Here is a 26,834-nt window from a genome sequence, read left to right as displayed (position 1 = left end):
GAGCTGCGTTATCACTTAACCCCGCCTCTGCAAGCGCAGGGTGATCGCGCCGAAGACCAGCACCATGCCGAGACACCAGGCCAGGCTGGCCGCCAAGTTGGGGACCGCCACCGTCCCGGTAGCCAGGCCGCGCAGTGTTTCGGCGAGCTGTGACACCGGCTGATTACGCACGTACGGGCGCAACCAGTCGGGAAAGGTTTTCTCCGGGGCGATTCCGGTGGATAGCAGAAGAAGCAGCAGCTGGGGGGCCCTCACTAGCTGGCCGGTCCCCTCGACACTTTTGGTCCCCGACCCCAGCGCGTCGGCGCCCAGCGCCACCGCCAGGCAGAGGAACAACGTGACGAGCACAAAGGCCAGCGCGTAACCGGGTCCGCCCGTCATCCGGAATCCGAAGGCATAGCCGGCGACCAGGGTCGCCGACAGGGCGAATGCGGCCCGAATCAAGGTGGCCAGCATGCGAGCGCCCAGGGGGACTGCCATGGCGATCGGGAGCGTCGCCAACCGTTGGGTCAGCCCAAGCAGGTGATCATAGGCGGCACGGCCGCCGGTTAGAAGCGCGACGAAGATCACCGACTGGATGACGACAACAGGCACCAGATACTGCGCATAACTCATGCGGCCGGTGTCAACTAGGCCGTGCAACGCCACGGTGAAGAGTGCCAAATACGCGGCGGGCGAGAGGATCTCGAAAATCATGCCGCCGTCGCGCGCGGCGGCGATCAATGAACGTTCGGTCAGGGCGACCAGGGCGTTCATATTTGGGCGACGGTCGGTTCGGTCAGCTGCAGAAACGCCTCGTCTAGCGAAGGTTTGCGCAGCGAGATGTCGACGAGTTCGATGCCCAGCGCATCGACACGGCGAAACACCTCCCCCAGCGTGGCCACCCCGTCTGGGGCCAACATAGATACCGAGTTCGTCTCGGCCTCAATATCAATCCCGTCAAACCCGGCTAGCGCCGCCACGACCCGGGGCAAATCAGCCGGATTGGCCGGGGTCACCTGGCAGTAGCTGCTGCCTACCTGGCGCTTAAGATCGTCGGCGGTGCCGCTGGCGATCACCTGCCCGTGGTCGATGACGACGATCGAGTCGCTGAGCACGTCGGCCTCTTCCAGATACTGCGTGGTCAGCAACACCGTGACGTCTTGCTGAGCCAGCGAACTGACCAGGGCCCAGACATCGCGGCGGCTGCGCGGGTCCAACCCCGTGGTCGGCTCGTCAAGGAAAAGCACCTTCGACGGCACCACCAGAGCGGTCGCCAGATCAACGCGCCGCCACATGCCCCCCGAAAAGGTGTTTACCCGCCGGTCGGCGGCCGCGACAAGATCGAACTGTTCGATCAACTCGTCGGCGCGAACTTTGGCCTGGCGGCGAGGCAGTCCGCGCAGCCGGCCGAACAACACCAGATTCTCCCGGGCCGTAAGCAGAGGGTCCATCGCGGTGAACTGCCCGGCCATCGCGATGCTGGCGCGTACTCGGGCGGCCTGGCCGACGACGTCGTATCCGGCCACGACGGCACGGCCCGAATCCGGGCGGATAAGAGTGGACAGAATGTTGATGGTGGTCGTCTTGCCGGCGCCATTGTGGCCGAGCAGGCCGCACACCGTCCCCGCCGGAACCGAAAAGCTCACACCACAAAGTGCAGGCGTGGATCCCCCGAATGTCTTCGCAAGGCCAGAAACCTCGATCGCAAGTGAGCTCACCGCAGAAAGTATTTCATAGTAGCTGTGGTACGTGGAAAAGGATGGTCGAGGGATGACGCCCTGGGAGATACCGTAAGGCTTCTCCGCTGCTGTATTTTTCCCATGTCCGTTCTGTCAATATTTTCAGGGCCCCTTCCGGCTTAAGGCCCGGCCGCCTGACCGGCTATCCGCGGGTCGTGGACGCAACTACTTCAACGGCGATTTTTCGAGCCAAGCCTGAATCATGTCGTGCAACCGCGGCGAGTTTGCAGTCGGGCGAAACGCTCCACATGGTCAGCGGCGGCCACCGCGCTGTCGGCAGGCTTGGTGATGCGGGGGGCGAGTTCGCGGGCCCGGGCGACGTATTGCGGAGCCAGGATCCGCTGCAGGTCCGCGACCAATGATTTCTCGGTGGTCGTCGAAAAGCGCCGCCCGGCGCCCACTTTCAGGCGTTTGAGCTGAGCCGCGAAGAACGGTTGGTCGGGCAACGTCCAGAGGATCAGCTGAGGAACTCCGGCCCGCAGGCCCGCCGCCAGGGTGCCCGCGCCACCGTGGTGCACGATCGCACGGCAGGCCGGAAATATCGTGGCGTAGTTGACCACGCCGACCACCTTGACGTGGTCGAACTGGGGAACGTTGCCGAAGTCGGTCGAGCCGGCGCCAACCAATGCCCTCTCCCCCAGGCGCGCGCAGGCCGCCCCGATCATGGAAATCGTGTCGGCCGGCGATTCCACCGGGATGCTGCCGAACCCGAAGAAGATCGGTGGCGTCCCCGCGGCGATCCAGGACATGACCTCCTCATCGGCATCGGTTGGCAACTCCATCGCCAGCGCGCCGACAAAGGGCCGGAGACCATCCCATTTCGCCCACTCGGCGGCCAGCCCGGGAAATATCACCTCGTCGTACGCCTGGATCTCCAGTGACCCGCGTTCGGCGATCCGCCGGGGTACGGGGCCGGCGGCCTTCGGCAGGCCCAGACCACCTCGCTGCGCGTCCTCGCGCTCCCGGGTCCCGCGCCACGCCAACCAGTCGTTCGCGGTCATTGCCATCCGGCTCAGCGGCGAAGGGAGGAAAGGCAGCAGCCGGCCGTGGGCCCGCACCGGGAAGAAATGCAGCGTGGCCAACGGAATGTCGTGATACTCAGCGACATTGGCTGCGGGCTGCTCGAAGATCAAGCCGGTGAGTAGCAGGTCGCTCCCGCCCGCCACCGATGCCAGCGTGGTGGACATTTCCGCCCAGCACCGGGTGGCGAACTCGTGGGTCTCTACTCCCAACGCGTTCAATTCCCTGATCTTCCAAGGGGTGCGGAAGTAACACGTCCAGTATCTGCGCTGCACTTCGAGGATGGCCTTCGAATCCAGCCCGTAGGCGAACGCAGCAAGCCCGGCCGCCTCCGCGAAGCCGACCAGGTTGGGCGGCACGGCCATACACACGTCATGCCCGCGGCGCAGCAACTCACGACCCACGACGACGGCGGGCTCGACATCGCCGCGACCGCCGTAGGATGCCAGCACAAACTTCACGGCGGGCTGCCCTTTCGGCTGTCGACTGGCGTGGCCGGTTCGCGGAGCGAGAGACCGGCGGCGCGGTAGATCGCATCGATGACGGACATGTTCTCGATCGCGGCTTCCGGCGTCGTCTTCACCGGTTCGCCGCGCAGCACCGCCGCGGCGAAGGCCTCGAGCTGGTAGGCATAGCTGGTACGCCGCGGGAAGCGCTCCACACGCTTGCCGCCGGCCGAGCGGATCGAGAGCCGGGGCAAAAGGTGCGGGGCCGCCGGACTGAGGTAATGCAGCCGGCCGCTATCGCCGACCACCTTGGCGCTCGCCCAGAACAGGCTCGACGACCACAGCGCGCAGTGCAGGCGGCCCGTGTGCCCGCCGGCAAACCGCAGCTCGGCCGTCATGACCCTGTCCACCTCGGGGCTCTCCAGTTTCGCCCGCGCCGCAACCACTTCCGGGGTCGAACCGCCGAACGTGCGCAGCATGTCGACCGTGTAAATTCCGTCGGTCATCAGCGCGCCGCCGGCAAGGGAGTGGTCGTAGATGTTGCTGTTGGAACGCTTGGGCAGCAATACGCACACGGCGACCTCGACCCGCTGCAGCTTGCCCAGCTCCCCCGAAGCGATGATCTGCTCGACGCGCAACGTCAACGGATGGAAGCGGTACTGGAGCGCCTCCATGACGACCCGATCTGACTTCGCGGCCAACTCGGCGATTTCGCGGGCCTCGGCGGCATTGGCGGCGAACGGCTTTTCGCACAGCACGTGCTTGCCCGCGTCAAGCGCAGCCCGGGTCCACCTGCCGTGCCAGCCGGTCGGCGCCAAGATGTAGACCGCGTCCAGGTCCGGGTCGGCGATCAGCGCCTCATAGTTTTCGTGCACCCGGGTGATGCGGTGCTTGGCGGCAAAGGCGCGCGCACGGGACACGTCGCGTGATGCCGCCGCGGCGACTACGACGTCGGTACATTCCAGAGCGGGGTTGATGAGCGTCGTCGGCGCCCACTTCGAAGCGCCCAGTACACCAATGCGCACCGGGCCCGGGCTTTCAGGCACTGATCCGACGCCCGCGCTTATCCCCGGCCGACATCATTACTTGCGCCAAAACACGCCGGTGCCGTCGATCTCGACGATCTCCGCGGTAACTCCGTGTTTCGCGCGATAGTCGGTGACCGCTTGCTCACACGGCTTCAGGGCGTGGTAGTCGTCGATGATGCAGAAGCCCCCGGGGGACAGTCGCGGATAGAGCGCGTCGAGCGCTTGTATCGTCGATTCATAAAGGTCGCCGTCGAGCCGCAGTACGGCGATGCGTTCGATCGGTGCATCGTGCAGCGTGTCCTTGAACCAGCCGGGAAGAAAGCGGACCCGGTCATCCAGCAGCCCGTAGCGCTCGAAATTCGCCCTCACTTCCGCTTCCGAGACGCCCAATATGCCCGCGGCGAGTTCCGCCCTAATCCCTTTGTCCGCTTTGTAATTCGCGGGGTCTGAGCGTGGCACGCCTTGGAAAGAATCGGCCAGCCACACAGATCGGGTCGCGTCGCCGTAGGCTGCCAGCACCGCGCGCATCAGGATGCAAGCCCCTCCGCGCCACACTCCGCATTCGACCAGATCACCCGGGATGTCGTCGGCCAGCGCTGTCTGAACGCATTCCTGCAGACTCGTCAGTCTCTGCATCCCGATCATCGTCTCGGCCTCCGCCGGCCAGTCCAGGCCCAGCTCGCGGGGCGTGGCCCCGGTGAGTCGGTGCGCATTGTTCCGCTCGAGGTGGCGGTTGAAAGCTTTCCAAAGCAGGCGCCGCCGCAGCGGCCAGTCAGCGGGCGTCCGCTCTTGCATGCCGTATCTGGTGAGGTTGCGCCGAAGCAGGTCGAGGTAGAGGGATCGGACGTCGTAGTCGGTGATGGTCAAAACTGCCCCTGTCTCGCATGCCGGCACTTCCGGCGCTGAGTTTAGACGCCTGTTCGACGCATGTTTAAGAGTTTTCCCAGATTAAATTGCCGGGACGTTGGGCGGTTAACAACGCCCATAACTAACCCCGTCTGCCGCGGCAGACGGGTGATACGATCCCGATTCGCCCGGACCGGGCAAAGCGTTTGGCCAGCACCCGTCGAGGAGTTCGATTGGCTAACGGCGAACTGGACGCGCGTGAAGCCGAACGCGTGGTGTGGGATGTGATCGTCGTGGGCACCGGCATGGGGGGAGGAATGCTGGGCTACCAGCTGGCCCGGTCAGGCCGGCGGGTGCTGTTCGTCGAGAAGGGACGCTCGACACTGCCCGGGACCCCGGGCACGATCCGCTCCACGATCCCCGAACAGGCCGAGCCGCGAGCCGTCCGATCCCGCGAGACCTTCTACGACGCCTTGGCCCGGGCCGGACGCTGCACCGACGAGGTCGAAGACGTCAGCGGGCGCCGCTCGAAGCGCTTCGTGCCGTTCATCGGCAGCGGAACGGGCGGGTCCTCGGCCCTGTACGGCATGGTCTGCGAGCGCTTCTTCGCCGAAGATTTCACGCCGAGGCAAAACTTCCGCGAACCCGGCGATTCCACCGTGCCCGAGGCCTGGCCGATCACCTACGACGAGATGCGTCCCTGGTACACGCAGGCCGAAAAGCTGCTAGGGGTTCGCGGTCAACGCGATCCCCTGCGTCCGAACGCCGCCGAGGCCGATCTACCCCCGGCACCGCCGTTCTCGCTGGATAACCAGCCGCTGGTCAACTATCTGGCCGGGCGCGGGCTGCACCCTTATCACCTGCCGATGGCGTGCGATTACACCGACGGGTGCACCGCATGTCAGACCTATCTGTGCCCGCAACCGTGCAAGAACGACGCCGCCCGAAACGGCGTGCAACCGGCGGTCGCCGAGCACGGCGCCCGCCTGCTGGCGGAATGCCAGGTGGTGCGGCTCGAGGCCGACCGCAGCCACGTCCGGCACGTGGTCTGCGCGCATCGCGGCGACATGCTGGCCCTGCGGGCCAAGGTGGTGGTGCTGGCCGCCGGGGCGCTGGCCACCCCGGTGCTGTTGCTCAATTCGCGCTCCGGCGATTGGCCGCGCGGACTGGCCAACGGCTCCGACTGGGTGGGGCGCAACCTGATGCGTCATCTGCTCGAGCCGCTCGAGGTCTGGCCCAATCCCGAACGCAAGATCACCGCCGCCAACAAGGAGATCGGGCTCAACGACTTCTATTTCTGGGAGGGTCAGAAATACGGCACGGTTCAGTCATTCGGGGCCTTGCCTCCCTTGGAGTGGGTGACCAACCGCCCCGGCCGCCTCGGGAAGGCGCTGCGGCTGGCTACTCCGGCGATGCGCCGAATCTACGACCGGGTCGTCACCGGCGGCCTCGTGATGGCCGCGATCATGGAGGACCTGCCCTACCTGGACAACCGTGTGCTGCCGGCCGATCGGCCCGGCGTCGACAACCGCCAGCGGATGCGCATGCAGTACCGCCTGCACGCCAGTGAGATCGACCGCCGCGCGGTGTTTTTACGTCAGGTGAAAGAGGTGTTCGCGCCGTTTCGCAAACTCACCCTGGGCAGCGGCAAGGAGAACGCGAACTTGGGCCACGTGTGCGGCACCTGCCGCTTCGGCACCGACCCCAAAACCAGCGTGCTCGACCCGCATAACCGGACCCACGAAGTGGACAACCTCTACGTCGTGGACACCTCGTTCTTCCCCTCCAGCACCGGCCTGAACCCGAGCTTGACCGTCGCGGCGAACGCCCTGCGGGTGGCCGCGCACGTGAACCAGGTGCATTTCGCCACCTGACCGCGGATCGTCGAGATAGATGGGAGTGCCTGCTGTGGCGCAATTAGGCAAGGGTGGTGACGGCGCGGGCCCGCTCCGGATCGGCATCCTGGGGGCTTCGCGCTTCGCGCCGATGATTCTCATCAAGCCGGCCCGGGAGAACGCCGACGTCGTCGTCGCCGCCGTGGCGGATCGCGACGAGTCCCATGCTCGGGCGTTTGCCGGCAAGCACGGCATCCCCCGGGTGCACGACAACTACGACGCGCTGATTGCCGATCCGGATCTGGATGCCGTCTACATCGTGCTGCCGAACGGCCTGCACGGCAGATGGACCCGGGCCGCGCTCGCCGCGGGCAAGCACGTTCTCTGCGAGAAGCCGTTCACCGCCAATGCCGCCGAGGCCCGCGAGATCGCCGAACTGGCCGCGAAGTCGGATCGGGTCGTGATGGAGGCAATCCAATACCGCTACCATCCGTTGACTTTGCGCGTCGAGCAGATTCTCGAGTCAGGCGAGCTGGGCAAGCTGGAGCGGGTGGACGTGTCGTTGTGCGTCCTGCTGCCGAAGCGCTCCAACGCCAACGTCTACGACTACTCCCTTGCCGGTGGCGCGCTGATGGATGCCGGAGTCTACGCCGTTGACATGCTCCGCACGTTCGGCGGCTCGACGCCGGAAGTCGTTGCGGCACAGGCGAAACTGCGCGGCGCCCAGGTGGACCGCGCGATGACGGCCGAGTTGCGGTTCACGAGTTGGCTCACGGGCCGGATCCGCTGCGCGCTGTGGTCGTCGGATCTGTTCCGGGCGAGCGCCAAGCTCGTCGGCGACCGCGGCCGGCTGCACTGGCTCAGTCCGGCGGCACCTCAAGTTCTCCCTCGGCTCTCCGTCCAATCGGCCGACAGCAAGCGCGTGGAGCGCTTCCCGCGGCGCGCCACCTTCGCGTATCAGCTCGAGGCGTTTGCCGCGGCGGTGCTGCGTGGCGAACCGGTCAAGACGACGCCGCAGGATGCGGTCGAGAACATGAGCGTCATCGACGCGATCTACCGCGCCGCGGGCCTCTCACCGCGTGAGCCGAGCTGAGCTTCGCCGCAACGGAGGGCATCAGCGACGAACCGAGTCCGGCAGCGCGATCTCAGGCGGCAGGGCCGTACCGGTAAGCCAGCCGTCGACGGTGCGGGCGAAGAGGTCCGGACATTGCAGGGGCCATTCGTGGCCCATACCGGTTGCCAGCCCGTCGACCCCGTTGGGCATTCGCCGCGCGAGCGCGGCCCCCGAATTGCGGACGAGCCGCATCTCGTGGGCGCCGGTGAGGAACAGCGTCGGCGAATCAGATTTGTCGAGTCCCCCGGGAATGGTGAAGCCGCCGGACGCCGCGACGAGATGGGCCATCTGCGCGGGCGGCAGGAGACGCACGTCCTCGCGGTAGCCCTCGGGCTCGGCCGGGGGAACCGGCGCCCGGCGCGCGTTCCGGCGGATGGTCACCGACTGTTTGGCCCAGGCCACCAGCCCCAGCAGTGGCGCCGTCAGCCGAACAGCCGGCATCGCGTTGACGATGGTCCCGCACAGCACCGCCCGACCGACGAGTTCTGGCGCGAGCGCCAGCAGCTGGACCCCCACCTGGGCCCCGAGCGACAACCCGACGAGATGGGCCCGGCCGTCGCTCGCCCGGGACCGGACGAGTTCTGCCACCGCAGTGGCGGCTCCCTCCATCGTGAACGGTCCGTTCTGCAGGCTCTCGCCGTGCTGCGGCAGGTCGGGCACCAAACAGTGATATTGCTGCATCCGCTCGACGACGGGCTGCCAGGACTGACCGCTGAATTCCCCTCCGTGGAGGAATACGACTGTGGGCGCCCCGGCCGGACCGGATTCGCGCACAAACAGGTCCATGAGAGGCGATCCTATTGTTATCTGCCGGGCCGAGAGCGCGGAGTCGCACAATCAGCGAACACGCCGCAGGCGGGCGAAACCTTCCACAAGATCGGCAGCCGCCGCAACGCTTTCGGCGGGTTTGGTCACCCGGGTCGCCAGCTCACGGGCGCGGGCGCGGTATTCGGGGGCCAGGATGGTACGCAGGTCCGCGACCAACGACTTCTCGGTAGTGGCCGAAAACCGCCGGGCGGCGCCCACTTTCAGTCGTTTGACCGCAGCTCCCCAGAGCGGCTGATCGGGCAACATCCAGAGGACCAGCGTGGGGACTCCGGCCCGCAGGCCGGCGGCCAAGGTTCCCCCACCGCCGTGGTGCACCACAGCGCGGCAGGCCGGAAAGATCGCGGCGTAATTCACCGTGCCCACCACCTTGACGTGCCCGGAAGGAGGGACGTCGCCGAAGTCGCTCCAGCCGGAGCAAATCAACGCCCGCTCACCCAACTGCGCGCAGGCCGCGCTGATCATGGCCAGCGTGTCGCTCGGGGACTCGACCGGCACGCTGCCGAACCCGAAGAAAATCGGCGGAGTCCCCGCCGCGATCCACGACAAGACCTCCTCGTCGGCATCCGTCGGCAACTCCATCGTCAGCGTGCCGACGAATGGCCTTCGCGGGGGTGTCCGCCCATTCCATTCCGCCCATTCGGCGGCCAGCCCGGGAAAACACACCTCTTCGTAGGCCTGCAGTTCCAACGATCCGCGTTCGGTGATCCGCCGCGACGCGGGACTCGTGGCCGCCGGGAGACCGAGTTCACGGCGCTGCGCATCCTCGGTCTTCTTCGACCCGCGCCAAGAAAGCCACCACAAAAGGTTCATTGCGGAGCGGCCAATCGGCGCCGGGAGGAATGGGAGTAGCTGGCTGCCGGCTCGGACCGGGAACCAGTGCAGCGTGGCCAAGGGGATGTCGTAGTACTCCGCGACGTTGGCGGCGGGGGCCTCGAAATTCAGGCCGGCGAACAGCAGGTCGGCGCCGTCGGCCATCGATTTCATCGTCGCGCCCATCTCCTCCGAACACCGACCGAGGCCCTCGTTGAGTTCGCGCTGCAACCTCGTCAGCTCCCGGAGCTTCCACGGGTTGTCGAAGAAACATGCCCAGTATTTGCGGGAAATTTCCATGATGGCGTGCGTTTCGGGCCCGCACGCGACTGCCGCAAGCCCGGCCGACTCGGCGAAGCCGACCAGGTCGGGCGGAATGGCGATGCGCACGTCGTGCCCCCGGTTCACCAGTTCGCGCCCCACAGCGACGCAGGGCTCCATATCGCCACGCCTGCCCCAGTTCGCCAACGCAAATTTCATCGCGGACCCGGCCTTTCACTTCCCGAACGCCTTTTGCCGATGAAAGCCCCCGCGGCCCCGGAAGTATAGCGCCCGATACCCGCGATTGAGGGCCGCATGGAAATTGCCGAAAGTCCTTCAGGGGCCGCAACGCCGGCCGGCCCGAATTGACCCAGGTAGGCCCCGGACAATTCCATTCGCAAAATCCGACACGGTAGTGTTCGGCGCGTGTGGGGTAGTTCAGTACTGCTGGTGCTGACGCTTCTGCTGACGTTTGATCCGGTGCGTCTGGGCGTCGTTCTTCTTTTGATCTCCCGGCCACGGCCCGTGTCAAACCTGCTCGTTTACTGGATTGGTGCAATGACGGTGAGTGTGCCTTACGTGGTGATTCCCTTGATAGTGCTGCACCTCGTACCCTCCTTCAGGTCTTTTGCCCAGCGCACCGCGCGCACCTTCGCCAGCCCCGCCGTCCATCACATTCAAATCGGTGTCGGCGTGCTAGCAATAACGGTCGCCGCGCTGCTGGCAGCCCGCTTCTGGGCACGCCGCCGGGCGCTCCTGACGGCGCCGAATGGCGGCGCGTCGACGTTGGCGCCTGACTCGAATACGCCGATCCCACCCTTGCAGCGGGATGCGCCGGCGCAGGACGCATCCGTTATTCGGCGGTTTCAGGGTCGGGCCATCACCACGTGGGAGGGCGGATCTTTGAGGGTCCCGTTGGTGATCGGCCTCGCAATGGGACCTCCTCCTCTGAGCGTGCTGTTGGTGCTCACCACCATCGTGGCCTCGGGAGCCGCGATCGGTACGCAGGTCGCCCTCGCCTTCGCATGGGTGTTCGTGATATTCGCGGTCGTCGAGATCCCCCTTCTGAGCTATCTGGCCGCGCCAGCGAAAACCCAAGCGGCACTGCAACTTCTGCACGACTGGGTGTCGGCGAACCGCCGCCAGGTGGTAATCGGCGTGGTCGCGTTGGCGGGGGTCGCCATGTTCGCCGTAGGCATCGGCGGCGTCTGAGCGGAAGGCTTAGAGCAAATCAACCTATACCCTTGAGGCCGGCGAACTCTTCTACAAGGTCCGCGGCAGCCGCGACGCTTTTGTCGGATTCGGTCATACGGGTGGCAATCTCGCGGGCCCGGGCGGCGTACTGCGGGGCCATAATGGTGCGCAGGTCCGAGACCAGCGATTTCTCGGTAGTGCTCGAAAAGCGCCGCGCCGTGCCCACTTTCAGCCGCTTGACCGCAGCGCCCCACATGAACTGAACGTCCGCCATCCAGAGGATCAACGTGGGGACGCCGGCGCGCAGGCCCGCGGCCGTCGTGCCCGCACCGCCGTGGTGAACGACGGCGCGGCAGGCCGGAAAGATGGCCGCATAGTTCACCGCGCCGACAACCTTGACATGCTCGATGTCGGGAACATCGCTGAAGTCCGACCAGCCGGCGCTGACCAACGCCCGCTCCCCCAATTCCGCGCATGCCGCGCCGATCATCGCGATCGCATCGGCCGGAGATTCAACCGGGATGCTGCCGAACCCGAAGAAGATCGGCGGCCTGCCCTCGGCAATCCACGACGCCACTTCCTCATCGGCATCGGTCGCCAACTGCAGCGTCAGTGTGCCGACGAAGGGTCGCCGGTCTCCCCATTTCGCCCATTCGACGGCCAGGCCGGGAAAGCACACCGCGTCGTACGCCTGGATTTCCAGCGCTCCGCGTTCTGCGATCCGTTTGGGCGCCGGGCCTGTCACCTTCGGCAGGCCCAGCTCGCGACGCTGTGCGTCCTGGGCCTTCTTCACCCCGCGCCAAACCAGCCACTCGTACACCGTCATCGCCGATCGGACCAACGGCGCCGGCAGGTTGGGAACAAGGTGGCCGTTGACCCGTGTCGGAAACCAAAGCAACGTCGCCAACCGGATATCGCGGTGCTCGGCCACGTTTGCGGCCAACTCCTGGTAACTCATGCCGGTGAGAAGGACGTCTGCCCCGTCTGCCAGCGAGGTCAGCGTCGCGCTCATCTCGGCCCAGCATCGGATACCGGGCTCCCGAGCTTCCCGCAACAATCTCTTGACATCTTGGATCTTCCAGAAGTTGCGGAACAGTCGCGTCCAGAAGTTGCGCGTTACCTCCAGCCAAGCCTCCATATCCGGGCCGTAGGCGGTCGCCTCGAGTCCAACCGACTCGGCGAACCCAACCAGGTCGGGCGGCACAGCCATGCGCACCTCGTGGCCCCGGCGCAGCAGCTCACGACCGACTGCGATGCCGGGCTCGACATCGCCGCGGGTTCCATAGAACGTCAGCACGAATTTCATGGCCCGGTCTTGGCCCTCCACTTTCCGTGCGCCTTGTGCGCGGCGACGGGGGCAGACTCACACTCCCGGCTCAGCCGACGGGCAGCATAACCCAGGACCGGACACTCGTGCCGAGCACTCCGCTCAACGCCTAGGCCCAGGTTCCGCTGCGCCTGCGAACGATAGCGTTGGCCTCGAGGAACAGGTTCACGAGCGATATCGGGACGAGCCGGTAAAGCTTGCGGAGGTGGTAGTAGTCGTCAAGTGCATTCCGGAAGCCTTGGCCGCTTGCGCGATACGACTCGTAGACGCGATCAAGCGCGGATTGATCCTCTGGCTCGTCGCGGGCGGCCGCACTCAGCGCTTCGTAGGCCGCGGACATCCAGTCCGTGCCGAAAAACTCGGTCACCGGACCGAAGTGTCGGTGGTGGCGTAGCGCGGGCGCGAGAAACTCCTCGACGGCGCTCCCATCGCGGGTATCCAGTTCGGTTGCGATCGCCGCGGAAATTCGCTTTACCTCCCGACGCCAATCGTCCATGAGGTTGTCGTACTCGACGAACACGCGGGGCAAATCGCGCGTCGTCTTCTCGGCCAGCAGACTGTATTTCAACCACAAGGCGCCGCCGAACTCCGGTGAGGTTCGAGCGGCCGCCGCAATTGACTTACTGGCCTCGACCGGGTGGCGCACTGCAATCACGGCCGCGGGATCGAATCCGGCCTGGCGCGCCGCTTCGAACCACATGTCGGAAAGTGCCGTTATCTTCGGGTCCTTGATGACCACAAGCGGCGCTGCCGGCAACGTGCTGAGGTACGCCCGAATCTTGGCGATGTAGGCGGCCTTCGCATCGGCGTCGAGCGCGCCCTCCTCCTGCAGGCGCAGCGTCGGGTCGAACCCAGCGCTGCCGTGGCGGCGCAGGATTGCCCCGTTGAGGTGGACGGCTGGACGCGGCTCCCAAAAGCCAGCGGGGTAACGCGCGGTGGCACCCAGCAGCCTGGGCGGGAGCGTCGCACCGCACAGCGAGAGAACGCGCGTCAGCGCCGATGTGCCGGACCGGGCAAAGCCCAGGACGAATAGGGCGACCGGACGGACCGCAGGCCCCGACGGCGGGATGTCACTCACCGGCAAAGCTCGCCGCTAGACGCCACGCTCGGCACGCGACCCCCTGAACCGATGGAGGAAGTTCTCGCAACGCACTCCGAGACGGTTAGTCGACCCTTAATCACCACAACACCGTAAGTGCCCTACCGGACGGCCGTGCGATTTCTGCAATATCGGGAGTGTCGCTCCGTATTCGGGCGCCTACGGCCAACGCGGTGGCGGCGGGTCTCAACATCTCGCAGGTAAATCATGGGCTGGCGCTGTCTTCGTCAAATCCTGGGCCGCGCCGAAGTCCTCGGGGCTAACCTGATTCGATTCGTTTGGTTCCACCCCATCGAGGCCCACGCCGTCCTGCGCGGTGTGGGCCGCCATGACCGGGTCGACGCCCCGCGGCGGCGCGGCCCCACGCTGTGATATCGGAGGCAGTCAGTGACAACCCGGACCCGCCCCGCGCGCAAGTCCTTACGCCGTCGAGCACCCGGCGGCGATAAGCGGCCGGACAACCTGCTCGCGTTGACGGACCAAGCCTTCTACTGCGGACAACGCGCCATTGGCCAAACGGAAGTCATGCAGGTCGTATGGGTTTACGAGCACCCAATCGACTTCGATGGCTTGAGACGTTTTCACCACAATCTCGGCTACGGGTTGTCCGGACGGCTCATCGAACCTTCACCGCTGCCGTTCGGGCGGCACAGGTGGGTCTTGGATCGGGGGCCGTCGGATATCAATTTTGCCGAGTGCGCCCGTCCGCGCGCTGAACTCAGCGACTGGGCCGACGAACGCTCGCAAGTACCGGTTGACCCCGAATCGGGACCCGCCTGGCATCTCAGCGTGCTCCCTCTGACGGACGGCTCGACCGCAGTCACCTTGGTGCTCTCCCACTACTTAATTGACGGCGTCGGGGGTCTCGTAGCCGTAGCCGATGCGGTCCTGGGCAACAATCGCGATCTCGGCTACCCGCCGCGACGCTCCCGCACCCGGTTGGCCGCGGTGCTTCAGGACGCCCGTCAAGTGGTTCGAGACGCACCCGAGGTCGGCCGGGCACTGGTCGCGGCCGCGAAATTGTTCCGCCGCCAGCGACTCGATGTTGCCGCGTCACCAACGCAACCCCCGCCCGTCGTCCGCCGCACAGACGACGGCGACGAGCCGGTGATTCTGCCCGGAGTCGCGGTCCTCGTCGACCAGGCCGACTGGGATGCGCAGGCGGCGGCCCTCGGCGGCACGGGGACCACGCTCGCCGCCGCATTCGCCGCGAAACTCGCGGAGCACCTGGGTCGTAGGCGTAGCACCGACGGCGCCGTCACCCTGCGAATCGTGATGGCCGAGCGCACGGAGGACGACACGCGTGCGGTCGCGGTGAACTTTGCCCGCATCAGCCTCGACACGACGTCGATAACGAAGGATCTGAGCGAGGCACGGGTCGCTATCAAGGAGGCACTAAACGGTCGACTTGAAACGCCGGACGAGGCGTTGCAACTCGCTCCGCTCGCCCCGTTCACGCCCGAGCGGATGTGGAGACAAGGAATTGACGCGCAGCTCAACGACCCCGATCTGCCGGTGGTTTATTCCAACCTGGGCGACGCCGGCATGGTGGTGAGCCGTGCCGACGGCACCCAGTGCGAGCACGCCTGGGCGCGGGGCACGAGGCAAAACGAAACCCGACAGCAACTCGAGCGGACGGGCGGCCACATGCAGGTGGTGTCTTGCCGCACGCCGGGGATCGGCAAGATTTACATCACCGTCGTGGCCTACCAACCGGGCGCCGATAACACCAAGCCTGCTTTGCGTGAACTCGCCTTGCGCACGCTGGCCGAGTTCGGCCTGACGGGCGAGGCGGACTAGCGAATCGGCCGGCCGAGACCTGAGCCACGTACCGGCCCCCGGCCAGTCCTCTAATTTCGTTCGGAAATCGCTATTGCACTTATGTTGACTAGATGGCCTGGAAGCCGCGCCGATTGCCAGCATCGGCCCTGAACAACTTCGGGCCCGCGTCGGCGATCTCGACGGTGCCGCCGAGCCTGGGCGCGCCGATCATGCTGGCCGTCATCCACGGCGTCATCATGTCGCGCACGCTGCACCTGGGCGGCGTCCATGCGCCGGTGAAGTCCATGAACGATGCCCAATTGCACGGCGCTGGATCACGGCTACACCTACGGCTTTCCTGTGGCTGAGCGGGATGGCCATCCTCATCGGCGCGGCGGCGCTCCTCATCCGCTACACCGCGCAGCAGGTGGCGCACGCGCAAGAAGAAGAAGTCGAGGTGGCGATCAACGCCCGGGAAGCGTAGCCGCGTGCCGGATTTCGCCGCCCGCGCGCCGCTCGCAGGGCGGACACCTGGAACTTTATGGAAAAACTCAGGTAGACCGTGTTGGCCTGGACTATGTTAAGAATCCGTTATTGGACTCGTGTCGGCTTAAGGTGGTGCGGTGGTTGAAGGCAGCGTGCGGAACGCTGAGCGAGCTGAGTCCGATGTCGCCACGCTAGGCGGTCAAGAGCCTGGCCAACGGCCCGGCCGACGACTTTTTCGCCGGCGGGCTGCGAGCGAACCTTCGCCCGCGCCTCATGCGTCCGGGGGAACCGCAAAGAGGCGTCGTAGCCCGGGATTTGCGATGTTCCAGATCCTGCGCCGGCTGTGGGTCCCGCTGGTCATCCTGGTGGTGATCGGCGCGGGAGGCTTCACCGTCTCGCGGCTGCACGGCATCTTCGGCTCGGATAAATTGCCCGCGTATTCCGACACCAGAAAAGATGAGGCCAAACCCTACAACCCCAAGCATGTGAGATATGAGGTGTTCGGACCGTCGGGAAGTGTTGCCGAGATCAGCTACTTCGACGGCGATGGCAATCCGCAGCGAATCAAGGCGGTCCCGTTGCCATGGTCATTGGAGTTCCCGATCGGCTCTGCGACGACCGTCGTAGACGTCGCGGCGCAGGACGATGCTGACAGTATCGGCTGCCGCATCCTGGTGGACGGCGTGGTCAAGGCCGAAAAGACCGCGGAGCACGAAGTCAGCACTTACGTTTCCTGCACGCAGAAGGCCGCATGAGCGACCAAGCGCCGCACGACGCTCGGCCACTGGTGGCGCGGACGATCTATCGCTTCTCTGCGGCAATCATTTTGGCGTGGTTGGCGATCATCGCCGTCTTGGGTATCAGCGTGCCCTCCTTGGAGCAGGTAGAGGCAGAGCGTTCGGTATCCCTTAATCCAACAGACGCGCCGTCGTTCAAGGCGGCTCAGCGCGCGAATGAAGACTTCAAGCAATCCGGTTCCAGCGGCGGCATGGTGACGATTGTCCTGGAGGGTCAGCAGCCCCTCGGCGACGAGGCTCACCAGTATTACGACCGTCTGGTTCGTCAGTTGCGAGACGATCCGAAGCATGTGCAGCACATTCAAGACTTCTGGGGTGATGAACTCACCAGGGGCGCCGTGCAGAGCGCCGATGGCAAAGCCGCATATGTGCAGCTGGTTCTCGCCGGCAACCCAGGGCAGACCCTGGGGAACGAATCGATCGAAGCGGTCCAGCGAATCGTCGCGCGGACGCCCGCGCCGCCTGGGGTGAATGCGTATGTCACCGGGCCCGCGGCGGTCGCTGCCGACATGGGCCACAGTGGCGACAGGACCATCATCACGATGACGGCGGTCAGCGTCGCGGTGATCCTGATCATGTTGCTTCTTGTGTACCGTTCGATCACTACAGTAATTCTTTTATTGCTGGTGGTAGGGCTAGAACTGCAGGCGGCCCGTGAAACTGTCGCCTTCCTTGGCCATCATGGGCTTCTTGGTCTGACCACCTTCGGTGTCAATCTCCTGGTATCCATCGGCATCGCGGCCGGAACCGATTACGGGATATTTTTCATCGGGCGATATCATGAAGCTCGTCAGTCTGGCCAGGACCGGGAAGCGGCCTTTTACACCACCTACCGAGGGGTCGCCAAGGTCGTCTTGGCGTCCGGTGTGACGATCGCCGGCGCGCTATTCTGCCTCACCTTTACCCGACTCCCCTTTTTCAAGGCCCTAGGCATCCCTTGCGCGGTAGGAGTATTGGTCGCGGTCGCGGTCGCGCTCACGCTGGTTCCATCAGTTTTGGCCCTAGGAAGCCGTTTCGGCCTGTTCGAGCCAAAACGGAAGATTCGGGTTCGCGGATGGCGGCGGGTAGGTACGGCCATCGTTCGGTGGCCGGCCCCTATCCTCATCGCGACGGTGGCAGTGGCGCTTGTCGGACTCTTGACGCTCCCGGGATACAAACCTAGCTACAATGACCAGAAGTTCATCCCCAAAGATATTCCAGCCAATTTGGGAATTGCTGCTGCAGCGCGACATTTTCCCCCATCGGCGATGATGACGCCCGAAATCCTATTGGTCGAGTCTGACCACGATCTGCGCAATCCGGCAGATTTCTTAGTGCTGAATAAACTGGCAAAGGCCATCCTCAATGTTCCGGGCATCTCTCAGGTGCAGGCCGTCACTAGGCCTCAGGGAACCCCGCTGGCACACACGTCGATACCTTTCATGTTGAGTTTGCAACAGGCCGCCATGTCACAAAGCATGGGCTTCCAGCAAGCGCGTATGAATGACATGCTCAAGCAGGCCGACCAGTTAGCAGAAACTATCAGGATCATGGAGCACATGTATGACCTAATTCGTAGCCTCGTTGCCACGACCCATCACATGATCCAGGAAACTCACGAAATGCAGGCGATCACGAACGAATTGCGGGATCATGTCTCCGATTTCGAGGATTTCTTCAGGCCGATTCGCAGCTATTTTTACTGGGAAAAGCACTGCTACGATATCCCGGTCTGCTACTCATTGCGCTCGCTGTTTGATGCAATCGACGGTGTCGACGCCCTTACCGATAAGCTTCAGGAAGTGCTGGTAGACCTCGATCAGCTTGATGTGCTCATGCCGCAACTCGCCGCCGAATTCCCGCCGATGATCGCGATCATGAAAAGCATGCGAGCCATGATGCTGACCATGCATAGCACGATGTCGGGAACCATCGGCCAGATGGACGAGAACGGCAATAACGCAACTGCCATGGGGAAGGCGTTCGACAAGGCGGAAAATGACGATTCTTTCTATCTGCCGCCAGACGCGTTCAAGAATAAGGACTACAAACGAATCATCGACGTGTTCTTGTCGCCGGACGGGAAGAACATGCGCATGCTCATTTCACAGAAGGGAGATCCCGCCTCGCCCGCGGGCATCTCGCGGGTGGATGCGATAAAGAGTGCCGCCGCGGAGGCACTCAAGGGAACACCGCTGGAAGACTCGAGGATCTACCTCACCGGCACCGCAGCGATCACCAAAGACCTCGTCGTCGGTTCCACGATCGACCTCATCATCGCGGTCGTCGCCGCGCTCTGCCTCATTTTCATCATCATGCTGCTGATGACGCGGAGCTTTGTCGCAGCCCTCGTCATCGTCGGCACCGTATTGCTGTCGCTAGGGGCGTCCTACGGGCTGTCCGTGCTGGTCTGGCAGGACTTGCTCGGCATACAGATCCACTGGGCGATTCTCGCCACGTCAGTGATCCTCCTTTTGGCTGTCGGGTCGGACTACAATTTGCTGCTTGTCTCCCGGATGAAAGAGGAAATTGGCGCCGGTATCAACACCGGCATAATTCGGGCAATGGGTGGTACCGGCAAGGTCGTTACGAATGCGGGCCTGGTGTTCGCCTTCACGATGGCGTCCATGCTGGTTAGCGATTTGCTCAGCATCGGCCAGATGGGCACCACGATCGGGATCGGCCTGCTCTTCGACACTCTGATCGTGCGCGCGTTCATGACCCCGTCCATCGCCGCACTGCTGGGCCGTTGGTTCTGGTGGCCGCAACAGGTGCGCCCGCGCCCGGCCAGTGCATTACTTCGCCCGACCGGCCCCCGTCCGTTGGTTCGCGCCCTATTGCTGAGATAGCGGCACCCCAGTGGCAGATTTCCAGCTCAGCGCAAAGTCGGCGACCCGTGGGAGCATCGTGGTACACAGCGATAGCGACAGCAGGGGCTGCCGTATCGAGGTGCCCGGTGTGGTCAAGACCGAGACGACTTCGCACGAAGCGGGCGCGGTTAGCTTCTCCCGGTTGACGGCCACATGAGCACCGAAAGCCCTCGGCCCCCTTTCACAGCGCGGACGATCCGCAAGCTCTCGCCCTTCATCATCCTGGCGTGGGTGGCGGTGACGCTCACCGTGACTTTCGGGGTTCCACCGCTCGAACGGGTCGGCGAAGAGCATTCGGTGCCATTGGTCGCTCAAGACGCGCCCTCGGTGCACGCCATGACACGGATGGGCAAGCTCTTCAAAGAATCCGATTCGGACAGCTTCGCGATGATCGTGCTGGAGGGACAGCAACCGCTCGGCGACGAGGCCCGCACCTACTACCGCGAATTAATACGCAAGTTGAGAACCGACCCGCGGCATGTTGAATTCGTACAGGATTTGTGGGGAGACCGCCTCACGGCGGGGGGTGTGCAAAGCCCCGATGGCAAGGCCGCATATGTGCAATTGAATCTCGCCGGCAACCAGGGCACCACCTTGGGACAGGAATCCGTGGCGGCGGTCCGGAATATCGTGAAGCAGACTCCGCCACCACCCGGTATCGAGGTCCATGTCACCGGCCCGGCAGCGCTGGTTCCGGACATGGTGCGCAGCGGCAACCAATCCATTCTGAAAATGACGCTGATCGGCGCCGTGATCATCTTTGTGGTGCTGCTTCTGGTCTACCGTTCGGTGACCACGGTGGTGCTGTTGTTGATCGGAGTCGGGATCGAAGTGCTTTCGGCCCGGGGAATCATCGCATTTCTGGCCGACAACAGCATCGTCGTACTCTCCACGTTCGCCATCAATCTGCTGGTGGCGCTCGCGATGGCCGCCGGAACCGACTACGGCATATTCTTCTTCGGCCGGTACCAGGAGGCGCGTCAGGCCGGCGAGGACCCCGAGACGGCTTACTACACCACCTACCGCGGGGTCACTCCCGTCGTCTTGGGTTCCGGTTTGACGATCGCCGGGGCAATGTTGTGCCTGAGCTTTACCCGGTTGCCGATCTTCCAGACGATAGGCGTGCCGTGCGCCGTCGGCATGCTCGTCGCGGTCGCGGTGGCACTCACGCTGGTGCCGGCAGTGCTGGCGGTCGCCAGTCGCTTCGGTATGTGCGACCCCAAACGGCGAATCGCCCAGCGCCGGTGGCGCGGGGTCGGCACGGCGATCGTCCGCTGGCCGGCACCGATTCTGGTCACGACGTTGGCAGTCGCACTGATCGGTTTGGTGACGCTGCCCGGCTACAAAACGAGCTATAACGACCGGCTCTATCTGCCGAAAGACATTCCGGCGAATTTGGGCTATACGGCCGCTGACCGTCATTTCTCGCAATCGCGAATGATGCCCGAGATTTTGATGATCGAAACTGATCATGACATGCGCAATCCAGCGGACTTTCTAGTGCTGCACAAGCTTGCAAAGCGAATTTTTCGCGTTCCGGGCGTTTCACGCGTGCAAGGCATAACGCGACCCGAAGGGACACCGATCGAACACACTTCGATACCCTTTATCATCAGCATGCAAAATGCGGCCATGCTGCAAAGCATGAAAACCACAGAAGGCACTCTCAACGATATCCTCAAAGAGGCCGATATGCTGGCGCAGCAAATCGTTATCACGAAACGTCTATACGCCATTCAGTTGCGGATGAATGAACTTACTCACCACACGATCGTCAAAACGAATGAGATGGCTCAACTTGTTTATGAGTTGAGAGATAGCATTGCAGATTTTGAGGATACTTGGAGACCGATTCGTAGCTACTTTTATTGGGAAAAGCACTGCTACGATATACCAATATGCGTGTCGTTGCGATCGATATTTGACCTCGTCGACGGTGTCTACGAGTTGAGCGACAAACTCACCGATATCGTGCACGATCTCAACAAGCTGGACCTGCTGTTGCCAGAATTAACCAAACCGATGCCGCGGCTGATCGCGATAGAGGAAGATGCGCGGGCGATGCTCCTGACGATGCACAGCACCATGTCCGGGACTTTCGGCCAGATGGACGATTCTGGCCGGGATGCCACCGCCATGGGGCAGGCGTTCGACGCGGCCAGGGACGACGACTCCTTCTATCTGCCCCCGGAAGTTTTCGCGAATCCGGACTTCCAGCGCGCAGAAAGTTCTTTCGTGTCCCCGGACGGCAAAGCGGCCCGATTCATCATCCTGCATCGGGGCGATCCCGGGACTCCCGAGGGCATAGCGCGCATCGATCAACTAAGGGCCGCGGCCGAGGAGGCGCTCAAGACGACGCCCCTGAAGGACGCCCAGATTTATCTCGCCGGCACCGCGTCGACCTTCAAGGACTTCCAGGACGGCTCGAAATATGACCTGCGGATTGCGTTCGTCGGTGCACTCTGCCTGATTTTCGTCATCATGCTCGTACTGACGCGCAGCTTCGTGGCCGCGCTGGTTATCGTGGGTACGGTCGTGCTTTCGCTGGGCGCCTCATTTGGGCTTTCGGTACTTGTTTGGCAGTATCTTCTCGGCATCAAATTGCACTGGATGGTGCTTCCGATGTCCTTGATCGTCCTGTTGGCGGTGGGTTCTGACTATAACCTGCTGCTGGTATCCCGGATGAAAGAGGAAATAGCCGCAGGCATCAACACCGGAATTATCCGCGCCATGGGGGGCACGGGCAAGGTCGTGACGAACGCGGGACTTGTGTTCGCCTTCACCATGGCCTCGATGATTTTCAGCGATTTGCGGATTATCGGTCAGGTCGGTACCACCATCGGCCTGGGGCTGTTGTTCGACACGTTGGTCGTGCGCTCGTTCATGACACCGTCAATCGCCGCGCTGCTCGGGCGTTGGTTCTGGTGGCCTCAGGTAGTCCGTCCGCGCCCGGCCAGTTTCATGCTTCGATCCGAGGGACCGCGTCCGCTGGTACGAGAATTGTTGCTGCACGACGACGTCGCCGACGACGCGGTCACAACCGAGCTCCCGAGGCTCTCGGTCTAGGCCGGCGCTCGCCACTCACCAGGGATCCGGTATTTCCATTAAGCGAGCACTCGACACCGGCGGATGAGCCGGCTGTGACACTGTGCCGCTACCCAAAAATCGGCATCCCCAGCGCCAGAATCGGGATGATCATTTTCAATACCTCCGCCGACACATAGGCGAATGCGTAGAGGAGCAGAAGAAGTTGTTGAATAACGTAATGTTCTAGTGAATTCAAAAAGCCCGGTGGTAACACGTTGAGCAATTGGCTCAGTGCACCGTTGAACAAACCGAGTATCGAGCTGGGAAACGCGGCTGCGCTGGTGGACGAGGCCGCCCCCCCAACCAAGGGTTGCAGTACCGCGGTGTTGGCGGCCTCACCGGCCAGGTACGAGCCCGCGCCGGCAGCCAAGTGCTGCACAAACTGCTCATGAAACGCCGCCGCCTGCCCGGCCAGGGCCTGATACTCCTGGGCGGCACGGGAGAACAGCCCCGCGACGGCCGCCGACACCTCATCGGCAGCGGCGGGCGTCACGGTAAGGGTCGCGCCCCCAGCAGCCGCGTGGGCCGCGCCGAGGTTCGCGCCGACAGTTGCCAACTCCGTTGCCGCCGATGTCATCATCTCCGGCGCCGCGATCACATACGACATGTCGGTCCACCTACTAGCAAGCCCCCGATTGTCGCTAGGCCCGGGCGGTCCTCCACCGTCAGACCACAAGGATTCTAGGCGGACTGAAGTCGTCGCCTACGGCTTTTCACGGAACATGAATCCGACGTGACGGTGAGCCATCCGGCACGCGGGCTGACTTCAAGGCCGCGAGCGATGTGGCCGAGCGCTTCCCCCGCACTCTGGTCGGCGTCGCCCCGAACGGTTCGCGGCGGCACCGGCTTCACACGACGCAGAGCAATCAGCGGACGGCAATTAAAACGGGATAGGCACGCCGAAAGAAGGCAGAACGGACTTCAACAGCTGCTCCACCAAAACGGACAACTCGTAAGCCACAACCAACCCGAGATATGAATCAAAGTATGCCAGAGATGCCAATGCGCGGAACTCGGCGACAAAAGTCGATAACAAAGTCAGCGGACCCGTTACAGCACTGAATAACTGGCTCGGCAAGTTGGGTATGACGCTGGCGGCCGAGCCGGCACTCGCGGTTGACTGCAGCAACGACGCGGTGCTGGCCGCCTCAGCGGCCACATACGAGCCCGCGGCGGTGGTCAAGTGCTGAACAAACTGCTCCCCAAACGCCGCCGCCTTTGCGGCCAGCGCGTGAAACTCCTGGGCCGCCCCCGAGAACACCTGCGCGACGCTCGCCGACACCTCATCGGCGGCCGCGGGAATCACCGAGACGGTCGGCACCGCCGCCGCCAGGTGGGCAGCGCTGACCGCCGAACCAACAGCCGCCACGTCCGCTGCCGCCGCCGCCATCATCCCCGGCGCCGCCAACACATACGACATCTTTGTCCTCCGACCCGGTCATTATGAAAATTTAATTGCGATCGACTAAGCCAATCAGAACGGGACCGATATCCCGAGCCCGAAGAGCAATGCCGCCTTTAAAAATAGATCCGCAAAAGCCAGCGTCAGAAACGTCGCACCCAGCGTGAGATATGTCGTGAGAATTGTGACGAACGGAATGGCCTCCAAGAAAAATGGAATGGTCTCCAATAAAAATACTACGGCCTGCCCCAGGAACAATGCGGTGTGTCCCAGCAGCGCGAGACCGTTGAGCGCGCCGGACAGGCCCGGCACGTTGGGTATGACACTGGCAGCCGAGCCGGCGCTCGCAGTGATGTGCAGCAACGACGCGGCGTTGGCCGTCTCAGCGGCCAGGTACGAGCCCGCACCGGCAGTCAAGTGCTGGACAAACTGCTCTCCAAACGCCACGGCCTTTCCGGCCAGCGTGTGGAACTCCTGGGCCGCCCGCGAGAACACCTGCGCGACGCTCGCCGACACCTCATCGGCGGCCGCCGGTATCACCGCGATGGTCGGGGCGGCCGCCGCCAGGTGGGCAGCGCTGACCGCCGAACCAACAGCCGCAACATCCGCTGCGGCCGCCGCCATCAACTGCGGCGTCGCCAAAATATACGACATATCTATCCTCCCACCTGGTCATTCACCAAACCCGGCGGCAAAGCGCGAAGCATGCCCGCGGTCACGCTCGGTAGGGACCTTACATACAAATTGAATCGCGCGTGGCGCTTCTTGCACACAAGTAGAACGCTGCTGGGAGTTCCTGATCCCGACGGACACCAAACTGCCGGCACTGCAAACTGGCCGCGACTGGACAGCTTTGCGCCGAGACGGGCGGCTTGCCACACCTAGCGAGCTCGCCGACGCGATGCCATACCGAGGTGTCTGGCCTCGGCGCGGTGCAGCGGACAGGCCGTAGGCCACCTGAACCGGAACGTCAGCCGGCGTCGCGCAGGAGCGGATGCGTCGTCGACGGGACCTCGACAACCGGCGCCAACTCGGCGAAGAGATCGATGGCCGCCGCGAGGGTGCGGTCGACGAAAGAGCCGAACCGGTCGAAAGAGATGCCTTCGCGGATCCACTGGGATCGACGGGCCACAACGGCGATGCGCTGTGGATCCGAGCAGCCCTGCACGACGGCGGTGACGTCGCGATTCCGCCGGTTCCACGCATCGGCCATGTGCGTCAGCCGCCGACGGTCGGCGACCGGAAAGGCGTTCGCGGGAGTCACCTGGACGGTCAGCACGTCCCCAAACGAGGGGGAGATCTCCAGGTGGACACGCAGCCGCTGGTGATCGGCACTGGGCACGAAGAAATATGCGCCGCCGCGCTCGTCCTGCAGGAAGCGGACGTCGCACGTGGACAGGTAGCGTTCGATCAGGTCCGCGCAGAGCGACTCACGTGTCATGGGGATCAGTGTGGGGCCGGCGACTTTGAGGACCCTTTGAGCCAAGCTAGCCGGCATCGAAGAATCTCCTGAGAGTTCACTGAGTCACCAGGACGGCTCAGCCGACGAGCCGGGCGACCTCGAGCATCGCGGAACTGATCTGCCCGATCTCCTCGCCCGAGCAGATATACGGGGGCATCGCGTAGACCAGGTTGCGGAACGGGCGCAGCCAGACGCCGCGGTCCAGCGCCGCCGGAGTGGCGACGGCCAGGTCCACCGGCCCGGCGCATTCGATCACGCCCATGGCGCCACACACCCGCACGTCGCGGACACCGGGGAGCGCCCGCGCCGGTTCGAGCCCAGAGGCCAGCCCGGCCCCGATCTCGGCCACCCGCGCGCGCCAGTCCTGGCCGAGCAGCAGTTCGACGCTGGCCACCGACACCGCGCAGGCCAGCGGATTGGCCATGAAGGTGGGGCCGTGCATCAGTGCGCCGGCCTCCCCCGAGCTGATCGTGCGGGCGATGTCGGTCGTGCACAGCGTGGCGGCCATGCTGAGGTACCCGCCGGTCATGGCCTTGCCGACGCACATGATGTCCGGGCTCACTCCGGCGTGGTCGGCGGCGAACAGCTCGCCGGTGCGGCCGAACCCGGTCGCGATCTCGTCGAAGACGAGCAGCACGTCGTGCCGGCGGCACAGCTCGCGCAGGTCGCGCAGGTAGCGGGGGTCGTGAAAGCGCATCCCGCCAGCCCCCTGCACGACGGGCTCGACGACGACGGCCGCCAGTTCGGCGGCGTGCTGGCTCAGTTGCGCCTCGAACGTCGCGACGTAGGCGGGGTCGTACTCGCGCGGCACCTGCGGGGCGAACACCTGCCGGGCCAGGATGTCGGTCCACAGCGCGTGCATGCCGCCGTCGGGGTCGCAGATGCTCATCGGCGTGAAGGTGTCCCCGTGGTAGCCGCCCCGCCAGGTCATCAGGCGGTGCTTGCCGGGGCGGCCCAGGCTGCGCCAGTACTGCAGGGCCATCTTCACCGCGACCTCGACCGACACCGACCCGGAGTCGCTGAAGAAAACCGTGTCCAGCCCCGCCGGGGTGATGTCCACCAGCAGCTGTGCCAGCCGGGCGGCCGGTTCGTGGGTCAGCCCCCCGAACATGACGTGGTTCATCACGCCCAGCTGCGCGGTCAGCGCCGCGTCCAGCTCGGGATGGCCGTGCCCGTGGATTGCGGTCCACCAGGAGCTCATCGCGTCGAGCGCCTCGATCTCACGGCCGTCCCGGATCAGCGTCAGCCGGGTGCCGCTGGCCGCGACGGCCACCACGGGCGCCACCGCCTCCGCGCCGATGGTGCTGTAGGGGTGCCAGAGGTGCGCCGCGTCGATCGCGCTGATTTCCTCGGGCGTCAACCGCGCCCTGGTCGCAGGCATAGAGACCGAGCGTAAAGCAGCCGGCTCGCACAATTCGCGGCCATCGGGGACCATCTAGGGCCATGGACCCCAATCCGGGT

The 26,834-nt window shown here is 64.4% G+C and carries 23 protein-coding genes; 9 read left to right on the top strand and 14 right to left on the bottom strand.

Annotated elements, in window-relative coordinates:
* Window positions 1-15: 15 nt before the first annotated feature.
* The 5 genes from A5696_RS19910 to A5696_RS19890 form a co-directional block, all read right to left on the bottom strand.
* Window positions 16-756, bottom strand: coding sequence for an ABC transporter permease (locus A5696_RS19910; RefSeq protein WP_067882725.1), 741 nt, complete (start codon window positions 754-756; stop codon window positions 16-18).
* Complete coding sequence (locus tag A5696_RS19905; RefSeq protein WP_067882724.1) at window positions 753-1,700, bottom strand: daunorubicin/doxorubicin resistance ABC transporter ATP-binding protein DrrA; 948 nt, start codon at window positions 1,698-1,700, stop codon at window positions 753-755. Before A5696_RS19905 ends, A5696_RS19910 begins: the two co-directional genes overlap by 4 nt.
* A 221-nt stretch (window positions 1,701-1,921) precedes the next feature.
* The gene (locus tag A5696_RS19900) at window positions 1,922-3,202 is read right to left on the bottom strand and encodes a glycosyltransferase (RefSeq protein ID WP_067882723.1); all 1,281 of its coding nucleotides are present in this window, start codon (window positions 3,200-3,202) and stop codon (window positions 1,922-1,924) included.
* Entirely contained in the window at window positions 3,199-4,212 is a 1,014-nt protein-coding gene (locus A5696_RS19895; RefSeq protein WP_082969066.1) for a Gfo/Idh/MocA family protein, read from the bottom strand. The genes A5696_RS19900 and A5696_RS19895 overlap by 4 nt, the downstream gene beginning before the upstream one ends.
* A 57-nt stretch (window positions 4,213-4,269) precedes the next feature.
* Window positions 4,270-5,082: a TylF/MycF family methyltransferase gene (locus A5696_RS19890; protein WP_156738494.1), complete on the bottom strand. Its 813-nt coding sequence runs from the start codon at window positions 5,080-5,082 to the stop codon at window positions 4,270-4,272.
* Window positions 5,083-5,294: 212 nt separating this feature from the next.
* Here A5696_RS19890 and A5696_RS19885 point away from each other — a divergent pair, with 212 nt between their 5' ends.
* Together A5696_RS19885 and A5696_RS19880 are read left to right on the top strand one after the other, a co-directional pair.
* On the top strand, window positions 5,295-6,935 hold the full coding sequence (locus tag A5696_RS19885) for a GMC oxidoreductase (RefSeq protein WP_067882721.1): 1,641 nt from the start codon (window positions 5,295-5,297) through the stop codon (window positions 6,933-6,935).
* A 34-nt stretch (window positions 6,936-6,969) separates the two neighbouring features.
* Window positions 6,970-7,989, top strand: a complete 1,020-nt coding sequence (locus tag A5696_RS19880; RefSeq protein ID WP_255382422.1) for a Gfo/Idh/MocA family protein — start codon at window positions 6,970-6,972, stop codon at window positions 7,987-7,989.
* Between the two features lie 21 nt (window positions 7,990-8,010).
* Here the strand turns inward: A5696_RS19880 and A5696_RS19875 are convergent, their stop codons facing one another.
* The gene (locus tag A5696_RS19875) at window positions 8,011-8,796 is read right to left on the bottom strand and encodes an alpha/beta fold hydrolase (RefSeq protein WP_067882719.1); all 786 of its coding nucleotides are present in this window, start codon (window positions 8,794-8,796) and stop codon (window positions 8,011-8,013) included.
* A 51-nt stretch (window positions 8,797-8,847) separates the two neighbouring features.
* The gene (locus A5696_RS19870; protein WP_067882718.1) at window positions 8,848-10,128 is read right to left on the bottom strand and encodes a glycosyltransferase; all 1,281 of its coding nucleotides are present in this window, start codon (window positions 10,126-10,128) and stop codon (window positions 8,848-8,850) included.
* 231 nt (window positions 10,129-10,359) lie between these two features.
* Between A5696_RS19870 and A5696_RS19865 the strand changes: the two genes are divergently transcribed.
* The gene (locus A5696_RS19865; protein WP_197517023.1) at window positions 10,360-11,121 is read left to right on the top strand and encodes a GAP family protein; all 762 of its coding nucleotides are present in this window, start codon (window positions 10,360-10,362) and stop codon (window positions 11,119-11,121) included.
* Between the two features lie 19 nt (window positions 11,122-11,140).
* On the opposite strand, the gene A5696_RS19860 is transcribed toward A5696_RS19865, so the two are convergent.
* Both A5696_RS19860 and A5696_RS19855 read right to left on the bottom strand, forming a co-directional pair.
* Window positions 11,141-12,409, bottom strand: coding sequence for a glycosyltransferase (locus A5696_RS19860; protein ID WP_067882751.1), 1,269 nt, complete (start codon window positions 12,407-12,409; stop codon window positions 11,141-11,143).
* A gap of 130 nt (window positions 12,410-12,539) precedes the next feature.
* Complete coding sequence (locus A5696_RS19855; protein WP_067882750.1) at window positions 12,540-13,499, bottom strand: sulfotransferase family protein; 960 nt, start codon at window positions 13,497-13,499, stop codon at window positions 12,540-12,542.
* A gap of 501 nt (window positions 13,500-14,000) precedes the next feature.
* On the opposite strand from A5696_RS19855, the gene A5696_RS19850 reads away from it, so the two are divergent.
* The 6 genes from A5696_RS19850 to A5696_RS19830 all read left to right on the top strand — a co-directional run bounded on the left by A5696_RS19850 (window position 14,001) and on the right by A5696_RS19830 (window position 22,488).
* On the top strand, window positions 14,001-15,329 hold the full coding sequence (locus tag A5696_RS19850; RefSeq protein ID WP_231964525.1) for a wax ester/triacylglycerol synthase family O-acyltransferase: 1,329 nt from the start codon (window positions 14,001-14,003) through the stop codon (window positions 15,327-15,329).
* A 92-nt stretch (window positions 15,330-15,421) separates the two neighbouring features.
* Entirely contained in the window at window positions 15,422-15,658 is a 237-nt protein-coding gene (locus A5696_RS29230; RefSeq protein ID WP_156763191.1) for a hypothetical protein, read from the top strand.
* A gap of 438 nt (window positions 15,659-16,096) precedes the next feature.
* Window positions 16,097-16,531, top strand: a complete 435-nt coding sequence (locus A5696_RS19840; protein ID WP_156738492.1) for an MmpS family transport accessory protein — start codon at window positions 16,097-16,099, stop codon at window positions 16,529-16,531.
* The gene (locus tag A5696_RS19835; RefSeq protein WP_067882714.1) at window positions 16,528-19,401 is read left to right on the top strand and encodes an RND family transporter; all 2,874 of its coding nucleotides are present in this window, start codon (window positions 16,528-16,530) and stop codon (window positions 19,399-19,401) included. Before A5696_RS19840 ends, A5696_RS19835 begins: the two co-directional genes overlap by 4 nt.
* 10 nt (window positions 19,402-19,411) lie before the next feature.
* On the top strand, window positions 19,412-19,579 hold the full coding sequence (locus A5696_RS29225; protein ID WP_082956623.1) for an MmpS family transport accessory protein: 168 nt from the start codon (window positions 19,412-19,414) through the stop codon (window positions 19,577-19,579).
* Entirely contained in the window at window positions 19,576-22,488 is a 2,913-nt protein-coding gene (locus tag A5696_RS19830) for an RND family transporter (protein ID WP_067882713.1), read from the top strand. Before A5696_RS29225 ends, A5696_RS19830 begins: the two co-directional genes overlap by 4 nt.
* A gap of 88 nt (window positions 22,489-22,576) precedes the next feature.
* On the opposite strand, the gene A5696_RS28935 is transcribed toward A5696_RS19830, so the two are convergent.
* The 5 genes from A5696_RS28935 to A5696_RS19805 all read right to left on the bottom strand — a co-directional run bounded on the left by A5696_RS28935 (window position 22,577) and on the right by A5696_RS19805 (window position 26,754).
* The gene (locus A5696_RS28935; RefSeq protein ID WP_067882712.1) at window positions 22,577-23,116 is read right to left on the bottom strand and encodes a PE family protein; all 540 of its coding nucleotides are present in this window, start codon (window positions 23,114-23,116) and stop codon (window positions 22,577-22,579) included.
* 273 nt (window positions 23,117-23,389) lie between these two features.
* Window positions 23,390-23,929 (bottom strand): PE family protein, encoded by a 540-nt coding sequence (locus tag A5696_RS19820; RefSeq protein ID WP_067882711.1) that lies wholly within the window; start codon window positions 23,927-23,929, stop codon window positions 23,390-23,392.
* 54 nt (window positions 23,930-23,983) lie between these two features.
* Window positions 23,984-24,565, bottom strand: a complete 582-nt coding sequence (locus A5696_RS19815) for a PE family protein (protein WP_067882710.1) — start codon at window positions 24,563-24,565, stop codon at window positions 23,984-23,986.
* Between the two features lie 316 nt (window positions 24,566-24,881).
* Window positions 24,882-25,352, bottom strand: coding sequence for a YbjN domain-containing protein (locus tag A5696_RS19810; RefSeq protein WP_067882709.1), 471 nt, complete (start codon window positions 25,350-25,352; stop codon window positions 24,882-24,884).
* Window positions 25,353-25,449: 97 nt separating this feature from the next.
* Window positions 25,450-26,754: an adenosylmethionine--8-amino-7-oxononanoate transaminase gene (locus tag A5696_RS19805; protein WP_067882708.1), complete on the bottom strand. Its 1,305-nt coding sequence runs from the start codon at window positions 26,752-26,754 to the stop codon at window positions 25,450-25,452.
* Window positions 26,755-26,834 lie beyond the last annotated feature (80 nt).

The organism is Mycobacterium sp. E2699 (genome assembly GCF_001666745.1).
Classification (GTDB): domain Bacteria; phylum Actinomycetota; class Actinomycetes; order Mycobacteriales; family Mycobacteriaceae; genus Mycobacterium.
Note: the sequence above shows the minus strand (reverse complement) of the source record. Positions and strands in the feature narration are given on the sequence as shown.

What these genes read in the sequence shown, in the direction of transcription:
- A5696_RS19910 (WP_067882725.1), bottom strand. Translation starts at nt 756, where the DNA reads ATGAACGCCCTGGTCGCCCTGACCGAACGTTCATTGATCGCCGCCGCG.
- A5696_RS19875 (WP_067882719.1), bottom strand. Translation starts at nt 8,796, where the DNA reads ATGGACCTGTTTGTGCGCGAATCCGGTCCGGCCGGGGCGCCCACAGTC.
- A5696_RS19870 (WP_067882718.1), bottom strand. Translation starts at nt 10,128, where the DNA reads ATGAAATTTGCGTTGGCGAACTGGGGCAGGCGTGGCGATATGGAGCCC.
- A5696_RS19860 (WP_067882751.1), bottom strand. Translation starts at nt 12,409, where the DNA reads ATGAAATTCGTGCTGACGTTCTATGGAACCCGCGGCGATGTCGAGCCC.
- A5696_RS29230 (WP_156763191.1), top strand. Translation starts at nt 15,422, where the DNA reads ATGGCCTGGAAGCCGCGCCGATTGCCAGCATCGGCCCTGAACAACTTC.
- A5696_RS19840 (WP_156738492.1), top strand. Translation starts at nt 16,097, where the DNA reads ATGTTCCAGATCCTGCGCCGGCTGTGGGTCCCGCTGGTCATCCTGGTG.
- A5696_RS19835 (WP_067882714.1), top strand. Translation starts at nt 16,528, where the DNA reads ATGAGCGACCAAGCGCCGCACGACGCTCGGCCACTGGTGGCGCGGACG.
- A5696_RS19830 (WP_067882713.1), top strand. Translation starts at nt 19,576, where the DNA reads ATGAGCACCGAAAGCCCTCGGCCCCCTTTCACAGCGCGGACGATCCGC.
- A5696_RS28935 (WP_067882712.1), bottom strand. Translation starts at nt 23,116, where the DNA reads ATGTCGTATGTGATCGCGGCGCCGGAGATGATGACATCGGCGGCAACG.
- A5696_RS19820 (WP_067882711.1), bottom strand. Translation starts at nt 23,929, where the DNA reads ATGTCGTATGTGTTGGCGGCGCCGGGGATGATGGCGGCGGCGGCAGCG.
- A5696_RS19815 (WP_067882710.1), bottom strand. Translation starts at nt 24,565, where the DNA reads ATGTCGTATATTTTGGCGACGCCGCAGTTGATGGCGGCGGCCGCAGCG.
- A5696_RS19810 (WP_067882709.1), bottom strand. Translation starts at nt 25,352, where the DNA reads ATGACACGTGAGTCGCTCTGCGCGGACCTGATCGAACGCTACCTGTCC.
- A5696_RS19805 (WP_067882708.1), bottom strand. Translation starts at nt 26,754, where the DNA reads ATGCCTGCGACCAGGGCGCGGTTGACGCCCGAGGAAATCAGCGCGATC.